We start from the raw sequence: 17393 nt of genomic DNA, 5'->3' as shown, positions 1-17393 counted from the left end.
GATGATGTCGAAAAAAACGATCTGTTTTGCCGTCGTCGCGATCTTGCTGCTTGCCGCTGCGCTGATCTCCATGACGACGGGCAGCATCAAAGTCGGTTTTCTGGAACTGATCCGGGGGCTGATCAACGGGGACAACGAGAATGTGAACGTGGTGCGGGATTTGCGGCTGCCGCGCATCATCGTCTCGCTGCTGACCGGGGCGGCGCTGGCGGTATCCGGCGTGCTGCTGCAGGCGGTTATGCGCAATCCGCTGGCCGACGCGGGGGTGATCGGCATCTCGTCGGGCGCAGGCGTCGTGTCGCTTACGATGGTGACGATTTTCCCGAACCTGTTCTTCTGGATGCCGTTCTTCTCCTTTCTCGGCGGGGCGTTCGCTTGTCTGCTCGTTTATTCGCTGTCCTGGAGCAGCGGGCTGCATCCGATCCGGCTCCTTCTCATCGGAGTTGCGATTAACGCCACCTTCACCGGGCTGGGACAATCGTTTAACTATCGCGGCAGCTATGCGGTCACTTCCGTGAACCAGGCGATCAGCTCGATCTTCACGATGAAGACATGGGAAGATGTGAAGATTATGGGGCTGTACGGTTCCTTCGGCCTGCTGCTGGCGCTTGCCGTCAGCTCCTGGTGCAACACGCTGGCGCTGCAGGACAAGACGGCCGGCAATCTGGGGTTTAAGGTGGTGCGGGCGCGGCTTGTCATCTCGGCCATCGCGGTGCTGCTGGCATCCGTGGCGACTGCGGTCGGCGGTCTGATCGCGTTTGTCGGGCTGCTCGTGCCCCATATTGCGCGTCTGCTGGTGGGCTCGGATCACCGGGCGCTGATTCCTTTTTCCATTCTGCTCGGCGCGCTGCTTATTCTGACGGCGGACACGCTCGGCCGGACCGTGCTGGCTCCGACGGAAATTCCCGCTTCCATCATCATGACGGTAATCGGAGGCCCTTTCCTCATCTTCATGCTCAGAAAGAGTGACCGCGCGTATGGAACTTAACGGAATCACGTATTCGTACGACCGCAAGACCGATCAACTGCAGGGCGTTACGGCCAGCATCGGGCAAGGGAAGATGACGGCGATTATCGGGCCGAACGGCAGCGGCAAGTCCACGCTGCTTGGCGTAATGGCCCGCAATCTGGCGCCGCGCAGCGGCACGGCGGTGCTGGACGGCAAGGCGATCGCCGCGTACAAGCCGAAGGAACTGGCCCGCAAGCTGGCGGTCGTGCACCAGCGCAACGACGCGCCGGGCGATCTGACCGTCGAGCGGCTGGCGTATTACGGACGTCTTCCGCACCGGAGCCTATTCGCCCAGCGGTCGGAGGACGACGAGGAAGCGGTGGAATGGGCGCTCGGATGCACCAATCTGCTGGCCCGGCGCGGCGCGCGCATCTGCGAGCTGTCCGGCGGGGAGCGGCAGCGGGTATGGATCGCGCTGGCGCTGGCGCAGAAGACGCCGATTCTGTTCCTCGACGAGCCGACCGCTTATTTGGATATGTACTATCAAATCGAGCTTCTGGAATTGATTCGCAGGCTCAACCTGCGGCATGGGCTGACGATCGTCATCGTGCTGCACGACATGAACCAGGCTGTTCGCTACTGCGACGAGATCATTGTGATGAAAGGCGGACAGGCGGTGCTGCAGGGGACGCCGGAGCAGGTGGTGACGGCGCGGACGATCAAGGACATCTACGGCGTCGATGTCGTCGTCCGTCACGACGAGCTGGCGGGCATGTATATCGTGCCGGTCGGCACCGGAGAACGGAACTAGAAGGGAAGTCGGAAAATTGAGAGCGAGCAGAAGTTGGCTGTCGGCGCTGCTGGTTGCGGGAGCGGTTCTGGCGGCGCTAGGTTTGCCCGGTTCCGCGGCTCATGCATTCACGCCGCCCGCGGAGGGGACCTATACGATGGATTATGTCGTGCTGAAGGCCGAAGACGATTCGGTATCGATGGCGAACGATTATTGGGAGAAGCCGGCGACGGTGACCTTCGACCATGGCAAAACGACGGTTCGCCTCACGGTCAACCACAGCAAATGGGTGACGCAGTTCAAGGTGCCTGGCGCCGGAGGCTTCGTCAATACGAAAATCCTTCGCACCGACGAGGCGGCGGACACGCGGACGGTCTCCTTCGAGGCGGACGATCTGTCGAAGCCGCTGGAGTCGAAAATTCACGTGACCGTAGAGGACATCGATTACGACCACGATTACACGATCCGCTTGAGCTTCAAGCCGGATACCATGGCCCCCCTCGAATCGGCGGGGAGCGGGCAGACCGCGAAGCCGGAAACCGCTGCTGCGGCGAAACCGGAGCCGGCGCAGACGTCGGAACCTGCGGGCGGCGCAGGCACGGCGGAACCGGCTGCAAGCGGCAAGGAAAGCGCGACGGGGCAAGCGATTCCGAAGCCGGCGGCGGGCAAGGAGTCCTCGCGGACCGATCCCGCTCCTAACGTCGAAGCGGGAGGGGGGGACGGACAAGCGGCGAAAGGAGCGGCGGCGAAGAAGGTCGACGCGGGGGAAGCGCACGCGACAGGCGCCGCCGGGAATGGCGGAGCGGGAGACGGGTCGTCCGCCAACGCTGCCGCAGATGGCGGAGAATCCGCGAGCGCCGTGGCCGAAAGCGATGCGTCCGTCGGTGGATCGGACGCAGGCGGGGCGCAGGATGGTGCGAGCAACCCGGGCAGCAGCGAAGCGCAGGATGGTGCGAGCGGCTCGGCCAGCAGCGGCGCGGCGGAGGCGCTGCCGTCCGACATCGCCGCTCCTGCGGGAACGGATGCGGCGGCGGTTCTTCCTGCCGTCGGACCGGAAGAGGAGGCCGGCGATGGCGGCTCCCGCTTCGTGTCGGTGGGGGCGGTTGCGGGAGCTGTGATACTGGCGCTTGGAGGCGGACTATGGTGGCGCTATCGGATCGTTCGCCGTCGCGGCGGATGAGAGGCATTCTCTTCCTTAGCGGGTGGGCGTGTTTGCTCGTTGTCCTGGCGGGATGCGGCGGTTCGGCGCATCAGCGTGCGCACGGGGCCGCCGCGCTGACCGTGACCGACTTCGCCGGGCGCGAAGTTCGGTTCGCCGAGAAGCCGATTCGCATTGTAGCGCTGAGCAACGGCGAGACCAATATTATCTATGCGCTCGGAGGAGAACTGGTCGGCCGTCCCGCTTCGACGACGCCGCTGGCGGACGAAGCGGCGGAGCGGGTAACCCAGATCGGTACGGCGCACGAGGTGGACCTGGAGAAGATCGCACTGCTGCATCCGGATGTTGTGCTGGGCAACGATCCGATGAATGTGAAGGACATCCCGATGCTGGAAGGGATCGGAGCCAAGGTCGTTCTGACCAGCGCCAATTCGATCGACGAGATCAAGCGGCAAATTGCGCTTTTCGGGCAGCTCCTGGGCAGAGAGGAGAAGGCGGTCGAATTGGTCGGCGGCATCGAGGCGGAAGAGGGCCGGTTGTCCGCAGCCTCCGCCGAGAGCGGGCCGAGGGCGCTGCTCGTATACGGCGCTCCGGGCACCTTCATGGCTGCGCTGCCGAGCTCCCTGGGCGGAGACATCCTGGAGGCGGCGGGAGGCTACAATATCGCTTCCGATTTTCCCCGGCTGCAAAGCTATCCGCAGTATGCGCAGTTGAACGCCGAACGGATCGTCGAGGCCGATCCGCAGGTGATCTTCATCATGACGCACGGCAGCCCGGAGGAAGTGGAAGACAGCTTCCGCAAGGAGATGCAGAACAATGCCGCCTGGAAAGGCGTGCAAGCGGTCAAGAACGGCCGAGTGGAAGTGCTGCCGTCCGATCTGTTCGGCTCCAGCCCGGGCAGCCGCATCGTCGAAGCGCTGCGGTTGATGCGCGACAAATTGGCGTCCGTGTCTTCGGAACGGTCCGATGAATAAGGCGCAACGCACACGGAAAAGGAAAATCGCCGCTGCGCTGATGCCGCCGCTGCTCGCCGCCTGCGCGCTGTTCGGCCTGACGACGGGCTCCGTATCGATCCCGCTGCGGGAGATCGGCGCGGTCCTTCTGCACGGTTCCTCGTCCGAGCATGCCGTGATTCTGCTGGAGGTGCGGCTTCCCCGGGTGCTTATCGGCTTGTTGACAGGCGCCTGCCTTGCGGCCTCCGGGGCGATTCTGCAGGGAATCATGCGCAATCCGCTGGCCGATCCCGGCATCATCGGCGTATCCGCCGGCGGCGGTCTGGCGGCGGTCATTGCGCTGGTGCTGCTGCCGCAATGGAGCTACCTGCTGCCCCCGGCCGCCTTCGTCGGCGCGTTCGCCGCCGCGCTGCTCATCTACGGGCTGTCCTGGGACCGCGGCGCGTCTCCCGTCAAAATCGTCTTGGCCGGCGTCGCCGTGAATGCGCTGCTCGGAGCCGTCATGAACGGCATCATGGTCTTCCATAGCGACCGGATTCAGGCGGTCATCCCCTGGCTGTCGGGCGGCCTGAACGGCCGAAGCTGGAAGCATTTGGGCTTCATGCTCCCTTACGCGCTGCTCGGTCTGGCTTTGACGGCGCTGGCGGTCAAGCCGGCGAACCTGCTGGCGCTCGGCGACCAATCGGCGAAGCTGCTGGGCCAGAGAGTCGAGCTTCAGCGGATGCTGCTTCTGGCGCTGGCGGCCTTACTGGCCGGAGCGGCGGTCAGCGTCGCCGGTCTGGTCGGCTTCGTCGGCCTGGTCGTCCCGCATGCCGTCAGATTGCTTATCGGGGAGGACTACCGCTATTTGCTTCCGGTGTCCGCCTTTGCCGGCGGCGCGCTGGTCGTCGTCGCCGATACGATTGCGCGCTCCTGGTTCGATCCGGTCGAGCTTCCGGTCGGCATCCTGCTGGCCTGCGTCGGAGCGCCTTTTTTTCTCTATCTGTTAAAGAAAAGGAGCCATTGGCGATGACGGCGATCGAGACGAACGAGCTGCGCTTGACGGCGGGGGTGTTCCGGCTGTCGGGGGTGTCGATAACGGTGCCGGTCGGTCAAATCACCGCCATCGTGGGACCGAACGGCTCGGGCAAATCGACGCTGCTGAAGCTGATCGCCGGACTGCTGGCTCCAGGCGGGGGGAGCATCGTCATTCACGGCAAGCCGCTCGCCGGGTATAAGAGAGCGGAGTTGGCGAGAGAGCTCTCCATGTTGCCGCAGTCGGGGGAGACGCTGCCCGAGCTTACGGTGCGGGAACTGGCCGCTTACGGCCGCAGTCCGTACCACGGTCCGTTCAGCCGGCGTTTGAACGCCGAAGACGAGCAGGCGATCGACTGGGCCTTGGAGCGGATGAATCTTCGCCGCCACGAGGACCGCATGGCGAGAACGCTGTCGGGCGGCGAACGCCAACGGGCGCTGATCGCCATGGCGCTGGCGCAAAAGACCGGCATTCTGCTGCTCGACGAGCCGACAACTTATCTGGATATCGCCCATCAGCTGGACTTGATGCGCGTGCTCTCCGGACTGAACCGCGAATACGGCCTGACGATCGTCATGGTGCTGCACGATCTCCAGCAGGCCGCTGCCTTCTGCGGGCATCTGATCGCCGTTAAGGAGGGGGCGGTTGTCGCGCGGGGCGCGCCTCAAGCGGTCATTACGCCGCATTTTCTGAAAGCCGTTTACGATATTGACGCCAAGGTCCGCTTCGACGAGGCGTATCCTCTGATTATTCCGCTTCTCCGTCCGGAACTGTAATTTATTGTTCATCGGTCGTTCACAAAGCGGCCTTACAATTCAACTCGATCAGGCACAATTATGCGAAGGGGGAACGAATATGGTCATTGTGACGAACGTATCGCACATTACCAAAGGCAATGGCGACAAACTTATCGAACGTTTCAATAAGGTCGGCAAAGTTGAAGGGATGGCCGGATTTCTCGGGCTGGAGGTGATGATGACGGAAAATACGAAGGATTACGACGAGGTCACCGTGAGCACCCGATGGGAGAACAAGGAAGCTTTCCAAGCGTGGACGCGCAGCGAAGCGTTCCGGGAGGCCCACTCCCACCGGGAGAAGCCGGACTACATTCTCTCCAACAAAATCACCTTTTACGAAGTGAAGATCGTCCGTCAGCCGCTGTCGGTATCCTGAGCTTCCGGCCTCTGCGTCCCGGCAGACCGTTCGGGAAGCCGCACACGCCGCCGTACTCCTTGCGGGGAGCGACGGGCGGCGTTTTGTTTGCGCATTTATGTAAAACTATTCCCGATTAACCTGTAATTCTCATTGATCATCATTATTTTGAAGAAGTCGATTAGTCGATCTATTGGGAATTCGCCCATTGACATCCCTCCCAACGCAAGATATGATTTGATCAAACAACCAAAAAATTGATCGATTGATCAAATTATTGAGGAGGTAATCAAATGACTCAACGTGCAACAACGTCCGATTGGCTGCCCAAAACGCTTCCGTTCGTTAGCGCCTTAATTACGGTTGGATCGCTGTGGTATTGTTGGACGAAATATCATGATATGATGGATGCATCGGGTACTCCTTGGCAGGCATGGATCCGAGTTGCCTTTATTGGAGTTATGGGCATTCTTTGCTTGGCGGCAACGGTTTTATTCGTTATCGGCAAGCGTTCCGGATGGACAGTTCTGGAGCTCGGGCTGTTCATGGTGCCCGCGCTTATGTTTACGAATTTAATCGTATTGCTTGTTCGAGCAGTCATATCCTTATTTCAAGGTCATTTTCCTGCTGTGCTCGATCGCGCATTAAGCAGCCCTGGTAAATTCATTTCCATTCCGATCGTGATATTCGTAATCGTGTTGCTCGGAGTCGTAAGCAAGGAGAATCCCAATAAGCAGCGTTGAGGTAGAACGATGAGTAAGGATGACAAAACGGCAGGACGCCAATCCTTTATCGCGGAAGCGAGACGGGAGCAAATTATGGAAGCGGCCATCCAAACATTGGACGAAATCGGGTACGTAAACGCCAGCCTCTCACAGATCGCAAAAAGAGCGGGGATCAGCACCGCGCTGATTTCCTATCACTTTGCGGATAAGGGCGACCTGATGAACCAATTGCTCATGAATCTCCTAGAAAGATCGACCTCTTATATCCTGGAGAGGGTAAACCGTGAAAGGACGTCGACCGGGAAATTGCACGCCTTTATCGTCGCCAGCCTGGCTTATCAAGGTGCGCATCCGTCGCGTTATGCAGCCTTGGTCGAGATTGTCTTTAATGCCAGGACGCCTGATAACGTTCCGTATTATAAGGTGAGCGACGATGATGAAGACCCCATGATGCGTGTTCTGCTCGACATCTTGCGCGAAGGCCAGAATAACGGAGAGTTTGCCGACTTCCATTTGGATGTGATGGCAAGCATGATCCAGGGGGCGATAGGCGAGTATATGCTGAGCTCGCCAGTGACGCGAAAAGTCAGTTTGGAAACGTATAGCGACGAACTCGTGAAGATGGTAACCCGTGCGATACAAAAATAAAAGAGAGGCGAGTCGTGACGAATTCTTTATCCAGAGAGCATCGACTGGTTCCCGGATTGGTGCTGTTCTTGCGCATTGCTAGAAGTTTCGTCCCTTGCTTATAATTATCGTAAGGGCTTTCAAGACCGATACTTAATCCTAGTTAAAGGTGCTTGACAGATGCGCAGTACAATAAACGGCTTATTCGGCAAAGCCAGGAATTTTCTCATCCAGAGGATGTTTAACCAGCGGTCCATACAGTATAAACTGTTGTCCACCTATATATTGGTTAATTTAATTCCGCTCATTATTGTGGGAGCGATTTCATACAAGGTGTCATCCGAGGCCATCATCGAGGAAGTAAAGCGAAGCGATGCCCAATTGCTCGACGAAATCAGCAGAAACTTCAATTCATACGTCCATGCCATCGAAATCAATTCTAACATATTTGTTTCCCGATTAATTGACAACAATATCAAACTGGACGAAAACAATAATTTTAGCGACGTCAAAGTGATGGAAAATATGAAAAGAATCAGCGAGTTTATTCAGGATACATTTCGTTCGAGCAATGATTACGAAAGTATCCGCGTTTATTCCAACGAAGGGGAATTCGTAACGGCCGGTATTCCTGAAAATACGTACAAGCTTTATTCTTACAAATCGGAGGGCGAAATTGCGTGGCAGAATAAAATGTTCGAGAATAGGACAGACCGACTGATTTACGACGTGCATACTTTGGAAGTCAACGGCATGCTTAGTTTTGTTGCTTCGCGGCCGGTCATTCATCCCTATACGGGCGAAAGATACGGGTATATTAGCTTTGACAAGAAGTTTTCGTCGTTTGCCGAATTGTTCAAGCGATTCGAATACAGGAAAGGGAGCATCATTCAAGCGATTTCGAAAAATGGCACAATCTTGTATCATACAGATTGGACGAAAATCGGCAGCAAAGCCGATCCGGAATGGATGAAGCTGATTACAGGCACGAATTCGCGGTATTCCGTAAGCTATATGAATAAACAGAAAATGCTTAACACTTCTAGCCATTCCGTATACGGAGAAATGCTCATCGTCGGGTCGACTCCGATATCGCTGATGTATAAGATGGTCAATCCGCTGCGAAACGTGACGGTTATCGTTTGCATCGTTTCCCTGCTTTTGGTCGTTATTCTTTCTCTATTCCTGTCCATTTATATTTCCCGTCCGATCAAACAGCTTAAAAGTTTATTTCATTCAGTTGAGCGAGGCAATTTCAATGTGCAGATTCAAGAGCCTGTCAGCAGAGACGAGATCGGTCAACTACGAAAAAGCTTCAACTCCATGGTGACGACGATGAAACAACTGATACAAGATCGCTATGTCAATGAACTGCATCGCAGAAATGTGGAGTTGAAAGCGCTTCTGATGCAAATTAATCCACATTTTATGTACAATACGCTGGAGGTGATCAGTGGTATCGCAGATGAAGAAGGCGTCCACAAAATTTCGCAAATTACGCAATCGCTTAGCAAATTGCTGCGTTATAACATTGACCTGAAGAAGGAGAAGGTCACGATTCAGGAGGAGTATGATAGTTGCCGGCATTTTTTCTATATTTTACAAAGTCGCTTTGAGGATAACTTAATCACAATCTCTGAGCTTGACGAAGCGGCAAAAGACTATATGATCATTAAAATGATTTTGCAACCACTGGTCGAGAACGCTGTCAAACATGGGATTGAAAAGAAGATTGGCACGGGCCGCATCCACCTTTCCATCAAAAAAAGGCAGAATAGAATCCAGTTTGTGCTGAGTGACAACGGGATCGGTTTTTCCAAAGAGAAGCTGCAGGAGTTCGAACAGTTTAAGAGGCTTCCCATCATGGTGATGGAAGAAACATCCAGGAGTTTGGGTTTGAAAAATGTCTATACTCGACTGAAAATTGTTTTTGGCGACGAGCTTCATTTTCACATTGACACCATTGAGGGCGAAGGAAGTACGATTACGATTGATATCCCAGCCGTTAAAGCGTGAAAGGTATGCATTCGATGATGATGCAGAAAAATTCGGATAGCAAATTAAACGTGCTGATTGTGGAAGACGAGTCGGCGGTCAGACGGAGTATACGCAACAAACTGGACTGGAACGGAGAAGGCTTTGAACTGGTCGGCGAAGCCGGAAATGCGGAAGAAGCTCAAGCGTTTCTTGCGGATCATCAGGCAGATATTATTTTGCTTGATATGAGGATGCCGGGCATGGGCGGAATGAAATTTCTGGACGTATTAAAAGCGGAATATCCGGAAATTCGAGTAATCGTGATCAGCGGCTATACGGATTTCGAGTATGTAAAGCAAGCGCTTGTTTGCGGAGCAACCGATTATTTGCTGAAACCGATCGTCAAAGAGGATATATTGAGAGCGCTTCATGAGACGGCGGACAAAATCCGCAGCGAGCGCCAGAAGAAGATACAGAATATTTCCCGCAGCATTTTATTAAATGAAAGCATTCCCTTGTTGAAGACCAACATACTGAACAAAGCATTCATCGGCGTAAATATCAATCCCGCTGAGCTTGTCAAAAGGCTGAGTTACATCGGGGTTGATCTGGATCAACGATTTCGGGCGTTAGCGATTTTTAATGTATCGAATTATGAGCAGGCGAAAAGCATGTATGATCAGGATGAGGGGCTGATTTTCTTCATCATTGAGAACGTGTTGAAGGAGTGCATGGTACCGGCTATTAAGAGTGTTGGCGTAAAAAGCTTATACAAGGAAAATGAATTCGTTGCCATTTTTGGATCGTATCAGGAATCCGGATTTGTGGAAGAACTCCGGGAACGGTTAGGAACCGTTATTCTGAACTTGCAAAAATACAATAGAATAGACGTTAAGATTACAGTCAGCGGCATCTTTCAGGATATTGCCCAACTCCGAAATATGTATCTCGAAACGCAGCTCCACACGGATGAAGGCTTGCCCGGCGCTTCGGTCGTTTTCATCCACGGAAACGGCAAACCGCCATGGGAAGATATTCTTTTATCGGATGCTGGAAACGCATTCAAGGAATGTTGGAAAAATAACGATAAAGAAGGAGTGCTGGCTTGCGCGAACCATCTGTTTCAGCGCGCAGAGAGATTTGGCGTGGAAGCGTTCAAACAAATCGCAATCTTCATGTACAAACTCATCGAGGAGCTGAATTATTCGAGTCGCATCGACGGGGGATTAATGAAGGCAATCGTTGCAGGGAACAGTCCGGATGAAATCAAGAACAGCACCATCCAGTTGTTGTTGAAGTACAGCCATGATCTGGGAAAAGTCCCGGAATCCAGCCAGCTCATCTCGCAAATCAAGAAGTATATCGACGAGTATTATTTTGAAGATATAAGCCTTGAATTCGTTTCCAGAAAATTTTTCTTGAATCGCACTTATCTCAGCGAATTGTTTAAAAAGGAAACCGGGACGAATTTTAAGAAATATGTGAATCGGATCCGGATTGAAAAGTCGAAAGAGCTGCTAGGCAAGTATGGCTTGAAGCCTGCGGTCGTTTCCGATTTGGTCGGTTTTAAAAGCACCTCCTACTTCTCTAGCGTTTTCAAAAAATATGTGGGTATCAATCCTATGGACTATAAGGATTCAAGAGCATAATCAGAAAGGAGATGAAGATAGTAGGAGGTATTCTCCTTTGTTACCAAGCGAAAAGGAATAAAGTAAGATTTCGCGATTTTTTCCTCCTTGATAACCTTCAAGGCCAGGTCCAACGCGAGCTTAGCTTGGCCGACCGCATCCTGGAACACGGTGGCTGTCAATTCGCCGCGGTCAACTGCGGCGAGTCCCGCCTCTTGTCCGTCGATGCCGACGATCGGAATCTTCGCTGCTTTGCCAACCTCCTTCCAATATTGGATCGCCCCGAGAGCCATCTCATCATTTTGTGAAATAACGCCATTTATTTTGTCCCCGAATTCAAGATCCCACTGTTTCATCAAGCGGTAGCCTTCCTCATATTTCCAATTTCCGGATTTTTCGTCCAGAATGTGGATGTTCGGAAATAGCTGCAACGCGGTTTTAATGCCCAAAGTGCGTTGAACTTGCGTAGATTGGCCTGTGATGCCGTTGAGGATCACGATATTCCCTTCTCCGCGCAACATTTCCGCAATGTATCTCGCTTCCATCTCCCCAGCTTCAATATCATTGGAACCGACATAACTGGCGATTCGGTCACTGTTCACCACCGCATTAACGGTAATGACCGGAATACCCGCATGGATGGCCTCTTCCACAGCTTCCACTACCCCGTTCGCATCCACGGGGTTAAGGATGATCGCATCGACCTGCTGGGCGATCATGCTCCGGATCTGTCTCGCTTGTTCTTTATTGTTGCCTTCGGCGTCGTAAACCAAGAGTTCGATGCCCTTGTTTTCCGCCTCGCGAATCAGCAGCTTTTTAATCGTTTGCGGGAAAGCGTTGTCACCGAGAATTGTGGCGCCGAGCCGAATATTTTTCACAGCGGTCTGTTGAGCTTCTTCGTCCGCAGGATGGGAATAGGCTTCTTGTTTCGTTTGCGATGCCAGGCCAAGACCAATAAGGGATAAAGCGACCAAGACGAATATCGTCTTAAGTATGCCGTATCTGCTCATCAATCCGCTTACCTCCGCATCCGGTTTTTTAGTACTCAATTATAGCATGATCCGAAGAAATTGAAAGGCAGGAACCGAATTAATTGAGCAATCCGCATCCTCATCCTTTTTAAAATATAAACAAATCACACTAGGATGTTGGAAACGAGGTGGCGGACAAATGGATTTGGCCACGGACGATGTTCTACAGATGAAGAACGTGCGCAAGGAGTTTCCCGGCGTAGTGGCGCTCGACAACGTCTCATTCGAAGTCAGGCGGGGAGAAGTGCACGGACTCATGGGGGAGAACGGCGCAGGCAAATCGACTTTGATGAAAGTCCTGGCCGGCATCTACCAGCCTGATAGCGGCGATATTTTGTTAAGAGGCGAGAAAGTCCGATTTCAATCTCCCAGAGATTCGTTGCAAAAAGGCATTGCGATGATCCACCAAGAGTTGAATTCGGTGCTGGACATGACCGTGGCGGAGAACATCTTTTTGGGGAGGGAGCTGACCGTTCCTGGCACAGGCATTGTCAAACGCAGGCTGCTAAAGGAGATGACGCGTGAAATTTTACAGCAAATCCGCAGTGATATCGATCCGAACCGCAAGCTTCGTTCGCTCAGCGTAGCGGAGATGCAGATGGTCGAGATCGCCAAGGCGCTCTCCTACCAATCCGACATCATCATTATGGACGAGCCGACATCGGCGATAACCGATCGCGAAGTCAACATTTTGTTCGGGGTTATCGAGGAGCTGAAGGCCAGCGGGAAAGCGATCATCTATATTTCGCACAAAATGGACGAGCTGTTCAGATTGACGGACCGGATCACGGTGTTGCGCGACGGCCAATATATCGCCACACGGGATACTTCGGAGCTGACGCAAAGAGATTTGATCCAGATGATGGTGGGCCGGGATTTGACCCAGATTTACCCGAAAGAAGACATCGAGATCAGAGACGTGTTGTTGGAAGTCAAAAATCTTTCGCGCCATAACGAATTCCGCAATATTAACCTCCAGGTCAGAGGGGGTGAAATTGTTGGCATTGCCGGACTGATGGGAGCGGGAAGAACCGAACTGGTCGAGAGCATCTTCGGCGCGCGTCGGGCGGACACCGGCGAAATTCGGGTTAAGGGCAAACCCGTGACGATCCGCAATCCAAAAGACGGAATCAGGAACGGAATTGCTCTGGTGACGGAGGATCGCAAGCTGCTGGGCCTTAATTTGAAAGCCTCAGTTAAAGACAACATTGTGATAGCGAACTTGTCCGCTTACACCTACTTGCGGCAAATCATCAATTTCAAAGCGGAAAAGGCGGCCGCTGATGAGAAGATCGAGCAGATGAACGTGAAGACGCCAAGCCGCAACACCATCGTGGGAACATTAAGCGGAGGCAACCAGCAGAAAGTCGTCTTGTCCAACTGGATGCTGACCAATCCCGACGTCTTAATTCTGGACGAGCCTACGCGAGGAATTGATATTGGGGCTAAGTCGGAGATTTACAAAATGATCAGCCGGATTGCCAAAGAGGGTCGGGGAATCATTATGATTTCTTCCGAAATGCCGGAATTGTTCGGAATGTGCGATCGCATCCTGGTGCTTTATCAAGGGGAAATAACAGGGGAATTCTCACGTGCTGAATTCGATCAGAACCAAGTGATGGCGTGCGCATCCGGATTTCGCAAAGGAGAGGCCGTAATATGAGTATCCGTAAGCAGAAACTGTCGTCTGTTTTTTTCAAATATGGCGTATTCATTGGGCTTGTAATTTTGTGCCTTGTTCTGACCTTCATCACGCCCAACTTTTTAACTGCACAGAACATTCTGAACATCCTGCGGCAAGTGTCGATTATAGGGATGCTTGCGGTCGGCATGACATTCGTCATCATCACAGGCGGTATCGACCTGTCCGTCGGTTCGATCCTCGCTTTATCCGCGGTCGTGGCCACCAGCCTGGCTCATCCTGACACGTATCCGTTAATTGTACCGATTGTTGTCGGCCTGCTAGTCGGGTTAGGCTGCGGCGTGATAAACGGGGTTGTCGTTTCCAGATGGAAAGTCGCTCCGTTTATCGTCACGCTGGGCATGATGACGGCTGCCAGAGGTTTGACGATGGTGTATACGAACGGGCGTCCCGTCATTAATTTGAGCGACAAATATAACTTTATTGGCGGCGGCTATGTGCTGGATATCCCGCTCCCGATTATTATTTTCGTCGGCATCGCACTCATAGGGGTGTTTTTGCTGAATTTTACGAAGTTCGGTCGTCACGTTTATTCGATTGGCGGCAACGAATCGGCAGCAAGATTGTCCGGCGTAAACGTCGGATGGGTACAAACAGGGGTTTTCGCGTTATCCGGATTGTTCGCGGGGCTTGCCGGGATTGTGCTCTCTTCGCGGGTTATGGCCGGATCGCCTGTACTGGGACAAGGGTATGAGCTTGATGCGATTGCCAGTGTCGTCATTGGCGGCACAAGCCTCATGGGCGGGGTAGGAAAAATCGGCGGAACCGTGATCGGTGTGCTGATCATTGGGGTCATGAACAACGGTCTCGACCTGATGAACGTCTCCTCCTATTATCAGCAGATTATTAAAGGCATCATCATTATTTTGGCGGTTCTACTCGATAAGAAGAAATCATAGGCGGCAAGGGTTAAACGTGCGGACTTCTATTCGGTAGTGCGCACTTTTAATAACAACAAAAATACAAAACATGGAAAGGGATGGTTATGAGCTATGAAAAACTGGAAATGGTATATGACCGTTGCGATTCTGGTACTCTGTCTGACGGTTCTATCGGCATGCTCGGGAAGCCAGAATAGCGGATCCGCAGCTTCCGGGGAAACCGGGGGCGGGAGCGGCAGCAGTGACGATCAAATTACAATAGGCGTTTCGTACCAGAATCTGCAAAATGAGTTCATCATCAACATCCAGGATGCTTTGCAAGCCAAGGCCAAGGAGCTTGGCATCAAGCTGATCGAGACAGACGGTCAAGGCAAAGCGGAAAACCAAATTTCACAAATCGAAAACTTCATTACCCAGAAGGTCGATGCCATCATTCTGAATCCGTTTGACAAAAACGGCAGCGCGCCGGCTGTAGATAAAGCGGTTGCTGCGAACATTCCGATCATTGTCCTCAACGCACAAGTGGCGAACATGGATAAAGTAACCACCTATGTCGGATCGGATGATCATGAAGCAGGCAAAATCGAAATGCAATACATTGCCGATCTGCTCGGAGGCAAAGGCAACATCGTTATTCTGCACGGGCCCAACGGCCACTCTGCGGAAGTGGCGCGTACGGAAGGAAACAAGGAAGTGCTGGCCAAATACCCCGACATCAAAATCTTAGCGGAACAAACCGCGAACTGGGATCGTGCGCAAGCGCTGTCCCTAATGGAGAACTGGATCCAGTCGGACATGCATATCGATGCGGTTGTCGCTCAGAATGACGAAATGGCGCTCGGCGCTTATAAAGCCGTAGAGGCGGCTAAGCTTCAGGATAAAATCAAAATTATCGGCATCGATGCGATTCCCGATGCGCTTAAAGCGGTTGAAGAAGGCAAACTGGTAGCAACCGTGTACCAAGATGCACGCGGTCAAGGCGAAAAGGCTGTTGAAATGGCAGTGAAGGCGGCGAAAGGCGAACCGACCGAGAAGACGGTGTATATTCCGTTCCAATTGGTGACGAAAGACAATCTGAATCAATTCAAGTGATGGATGCCTGCCGACACCGTGATCCGATGAAGATGGAGGCCATCTCATGAAAAAGACGACCTTAATGAATCGAGAGCTTTCAGGAGTCATTGCCGGATTAGGACATACGGACTTATTGACCGTTTGCGACGGAGGGTTCCCGGTTCCTAAGGAACCCCTTCGTTTGGATTTAGCCGTCCGTCCGCAATTGCCCCGTTTTTTCGATGTGCTGGATACCATCCTTGAAGAGCTGTGTGTCGAGAAAATCTTTATTGCAACAGAGACCAAAGAAATCAGTCCGAACGTCTATGAGGAAATGCTCAAGAGATTTCCTGACGCTCAAGTAGAGCTGCTGCCGCACGCGGAGTTCAAGAAGCTTTCCAGAGAAGCGAAGGCTACGGTGCGGACAGGCGAGCATACCCCTTACTCCAACATCATCTTGCAGTCCGGAGTCGTGTATTGAGCAATCGATCCTTTAAGACGATCCCTGAAGACTCAAGGAGGAAACGCCATGACAACGGAACGTCTCATTAGGGAAACGTTCACGCGCGGGGAAGGTATTCTGCGATTGTTCCCCAATTTCGTGCCCAGACGATTCGCCAGACCCGGCAGACGTCTTCGGCTGCACCCGGATGATTATTACGCCCTGGGCACGGCCCGGGGCGCGATTAAGGAACGCTGGTTTTCTTCCGTCATCCCTGCGTTTAACGGGGAGCTGGCACCGGATGACGAAGGAATGAGTTATGTGGCCACCTCGGAAAAAGCGGAGGCCAAGTTTTTGTTCAAGGATGCCGTCGATGAGCTGGGAGCGGAATTGATCGGCTCGGAACTGAAGGAAAAATATGGGACATGGCCGATGTATTCGAAATTTTTCGATTACGACACGCCGCTGTTCCATCACCTTCACCTTAGCGATGATAAGGCTTCGTTAGTCGGGCGGCTGGGCAAGCCGGAAGCTTATTACTTTCCGCCGCAGCTCAACAACCATCTGGGTACGTTTCCGGTGACCTATTTCGGATATGATCCTGACGTCACGATCGACCAGGTGAGGGAGCGTCTGCTCCAATACGAATCCGGCGACAACAGAATTACGGAATTGTCCCGCGCGTACCGGATCGAATTGGGTACGGGATGGTATACGCCTCCGGGTGTCGTTCATGCGCCCGGCTCCGTTCTGACTTACGAGCCGCAATGGAACAGCGACGTCAATTCGGTCCATGAGAATATCGTCGCGGACGAAGTGTATCCGTACGAGTTTCTGTCGGAGAATTGTCCGGCAGATAAGCAGCGGGATATGGATTACATTCTCAGTCTGATGGATTGGGAGAAAAACATTGATCCGCACTACAAGAAAAAGTATTTCAGACCGCCATTGACCTGCCATGAAGATGATCGCTACGTGGAAAAATGGATTACCTATGGCAATGATTATTTCGGGGCGAAAGAACTGACAGTACTTCCCGGTCAAACGGCTGTCGTGCAAGATGCGGCCGCTTACGGCTGCATTGTCATCCAGGGCCACGGCAAATTTGGCGTGCATCATGTGGAAGCGGCCATTATGCTGCGCTACGGCCAAATGAGCGCGGATGAGCTGTTTGTCAGTGAGCAGGTGGCTAAGGCAGGAGTCGCCATTACGAACCAAAGCCTCACGGAGCCGTTGGTCATTCTCAAGCATTTCGGACCGAATCATCCGGATATGCCGAGATCCGTCTAAAGTCTCGCCATTACAGGAG

The 17393-nt window shown here is 53.4% G+C and carries 17 protein-coding genes; 16 read left to right on the top strand and 1 reads right to left on the bottom strand.

The window, feature by feature from the left end:
* Positions 1-4: 4 nt before the first annotated feature.
* The 11 genes from G485_RS0104340 (at position 5) to G485_RS0104285 (ending at position 10996) form a co-directional block, all read left to right on the top strand.
* Complete coding sequence (locus tag G485_RS0104340; RefSeq protein ID WP_027091539.1) at positions 5-988, top strand: FecCD family ABC transporter permease; 984 nt, start codon at positions 5-7, stop codon at positions 986-988.
* Positions 978-1760: an ABC transporter ATP-binding protein gene (locus G485_RS0104335; protein ID WP_027091538.1), complete on the top strand. Its 783-nt coding sequence runs from the start codon at positions 978-980 to the stop codon at positions 1758-1760. Before G485_RS0104340 ends, G485_RS0104335 begins: the two co-directional genes overlap by 11 nt.
* A 16-nt stretch (positions 1761-1776) precedes the next feature.
* A complete protein-coding gene (gene isdC, locus G485_RS28210) occupies positions 1777-2919 on the top strand; it encodes a heme uptake protein IsdC (protein WP_051318013.1) in 1143 nt (380 codons plus the stop codon).
* Entirely contained in the window at positions 2916-3872 is a 957-nt protein-coding gene (locus G485_RS0104325) for an ABC transporter substrate-binding protein (protein WP_027091537.1), read from the top strand. Before isdC ends, G485_RS0104325 begins: the two co-directional genes overlap by 4 nt.
* Positions 3865-4863 (top strand): FecCD family ABC transporter permease, encoded by a 999-nt coding sequence (locus G485_RS0104320; RefSeq protein WP_027091536.1) that lies wholly within the window; start codon positions 3865-3867, stop codon positions 4861-4863. Before G485_RS0104325 ends, G485_RS0104320 begins: the two co-directional genes overlap by 8 nt.
* Positions 4860-5642, top strand: coding sequence for an ABC transporter ATP-binding protein (locus G485_RS0104315; RefSeq protein WP_027091535.1), 783 nt, complete (start codon positions 4860-4862; stop codon positions 5640-5642). Before G485_RS0104320 ends, G485_RS0104315 begins: the two co-directional genes overlap by 4 nt.
* Positions 5643-5721: 79 nt before the next feature.
* Positions 5722-6039, top strand: coding sequence for a heme oxygenase (gene isdG / locus G485_RS0104310; protein ID WP_027091534.1), 318 nt, complete (start codon positions 5722-5724; stop codon positions 6037-6039).
* A 272-nt stretch (positions 6040-6311) separates the two neighbouring features.
* Positions 6312-6761 carry a hypothetical protein gene (locus G485_RS0104300; protein WP_027091533.1) on the top strand — a complete coding sequence of 150 codons (450 nt, stop codon included), beginning with the start codon at positions 6312-6314 and terminating at the stop codon, positions 6759-6761.
* Positions 6762-6770: 9 nt separating this feature from the next.
* Positions 6771-7391: a TetR/AcrR family transcriptional regulator gene (locus G485_RS0104295; protein ID WP_027091532.1), complete on the top strand. Its 621-nt coding sequence runs from the start codon at positions 6771-6773 to the stop codon at positions 7389-7391.
* Positions 7392-7550: 159 nt separating this feature from the next.
* A complete protein-coding gene (locus tag G485_RS0104290) occupies positions 7551-9386 on the top strand; it encodes a cache domain-containing sensor histidine kinase (protein ID WP_027091531.1) in 1836 nt (611 codons plus the stop codon).
* Between the two features lie 14 nt (positions 9387-9400).
* On the top strand, positions 9401-10996 hold the full coding sequence (locus G485_RS0104285; protein ID WP_027091530.1) for a response regulator transcription factor: 1596 nt from the start codon (positions 9401-9403) through the stop codon (positions 10994-10996).
* On the opposite strand, the gene G485_RS25040 is transcribed toward G485_RS0104285, so the two are convergent.
* The gene (locus G485_RS25040) at positions 10975-11985 is read right to left on the bottom strand and encodes a substrate-binding domain-containing protein (RefSeq protein WP_051318012.1); all 1011 of its coding nucleotides are present in this window, start codon (positions 11983-11985) and stop codon (positions 10975-10977) included. The two genes, G485_RS0104285 and G485_RS25040, sit on opposite strands and share 22 nt — an antisense overlap.
* Positions 11986-12145: 160 nt before the next feature.
* Here G485_RS25040 and G485_RS0104275 point away from each other — a divergent pair, with 160 nt between their 5' ends.
* The 5 genes from G485_RS0104275 (at position 12146) to G485_RS0104255 (ending at position 17374) form a co-directional block, all read left to right on the top strand.
* A complete protein-coding gene (locus G485_RS0104275; RefSeq protein WP_240489060.1) occupies positions 12146-13669 on the top strand; it encodes a sugar ABC transporter ATP-binding protein in 1524 nt (507 codons plus the stop codon).
* The gene (locus G485_RS0104270) at positions 13666-14607 is read left to right on the top strand and encodes an ABC transporter permease (RefSeq protein WP_051318011.1); all 942 of its coding nucleotides are present in this window, start codon (positions 13666-13668) and stop codon (positions 14605-14607) included. Before G485_RS0104275 ends, G485_RS0104270 begins: the two co-directional genes overlap by 4 nt.
* A 93-nt stretch (positions 14608-14700) precedes the next feature.
* Entirely contained in the window at positions 14701-15681 is a 981-nt protein-coding gene (locus G485_RS0104265) for a sugar ABC transporter substrate-binding protein (RefSeq protein WP_027091527.1), read from the top strand.
* A gap of 46 nt (positions 15682-15727) precedes the next feature.
* Positions 15728-16123: a D-ribose pyranase gene (gene rbsD / locus G485_RS0104260; protein WP_027091526.1), complete on the top strand. Its 396-nt coding sequence runs from the start codon at positions 15728-15730 to the stop codon at positions 16121-16123.
* A gap of 48 nt (positions 16124-16171) precedes the next feature.
* The gene (locus tag G485_RS0104255) at positions 16172-17374 is read left to right on the top strand and encodes a hypothetical protein (protein WP_027091525.1); all 1203 of its coding nucleotides are present in this window, start codon (positions 16172-16174) and stop codon (positions 17372-17374) included.
* Positions 17375-17393: the final 19 nt, after the last annotated feature.

It is taken from the genome of Cohnella thermotolerans DSM 17683 (assembly GCF_000429825.1).
GTDB classification, from domain to species: Bacteria; Bacillota; Bacilli; order Paenibacillales; family Paenibacillaceae; genus Cohnella; species Cohnella thermotolerans.
The sequence above is the reverse complement of the archived record's forward strand: the minus strand, read 5'-3'. Positions and strand labels throughout refer to the sequence as shown.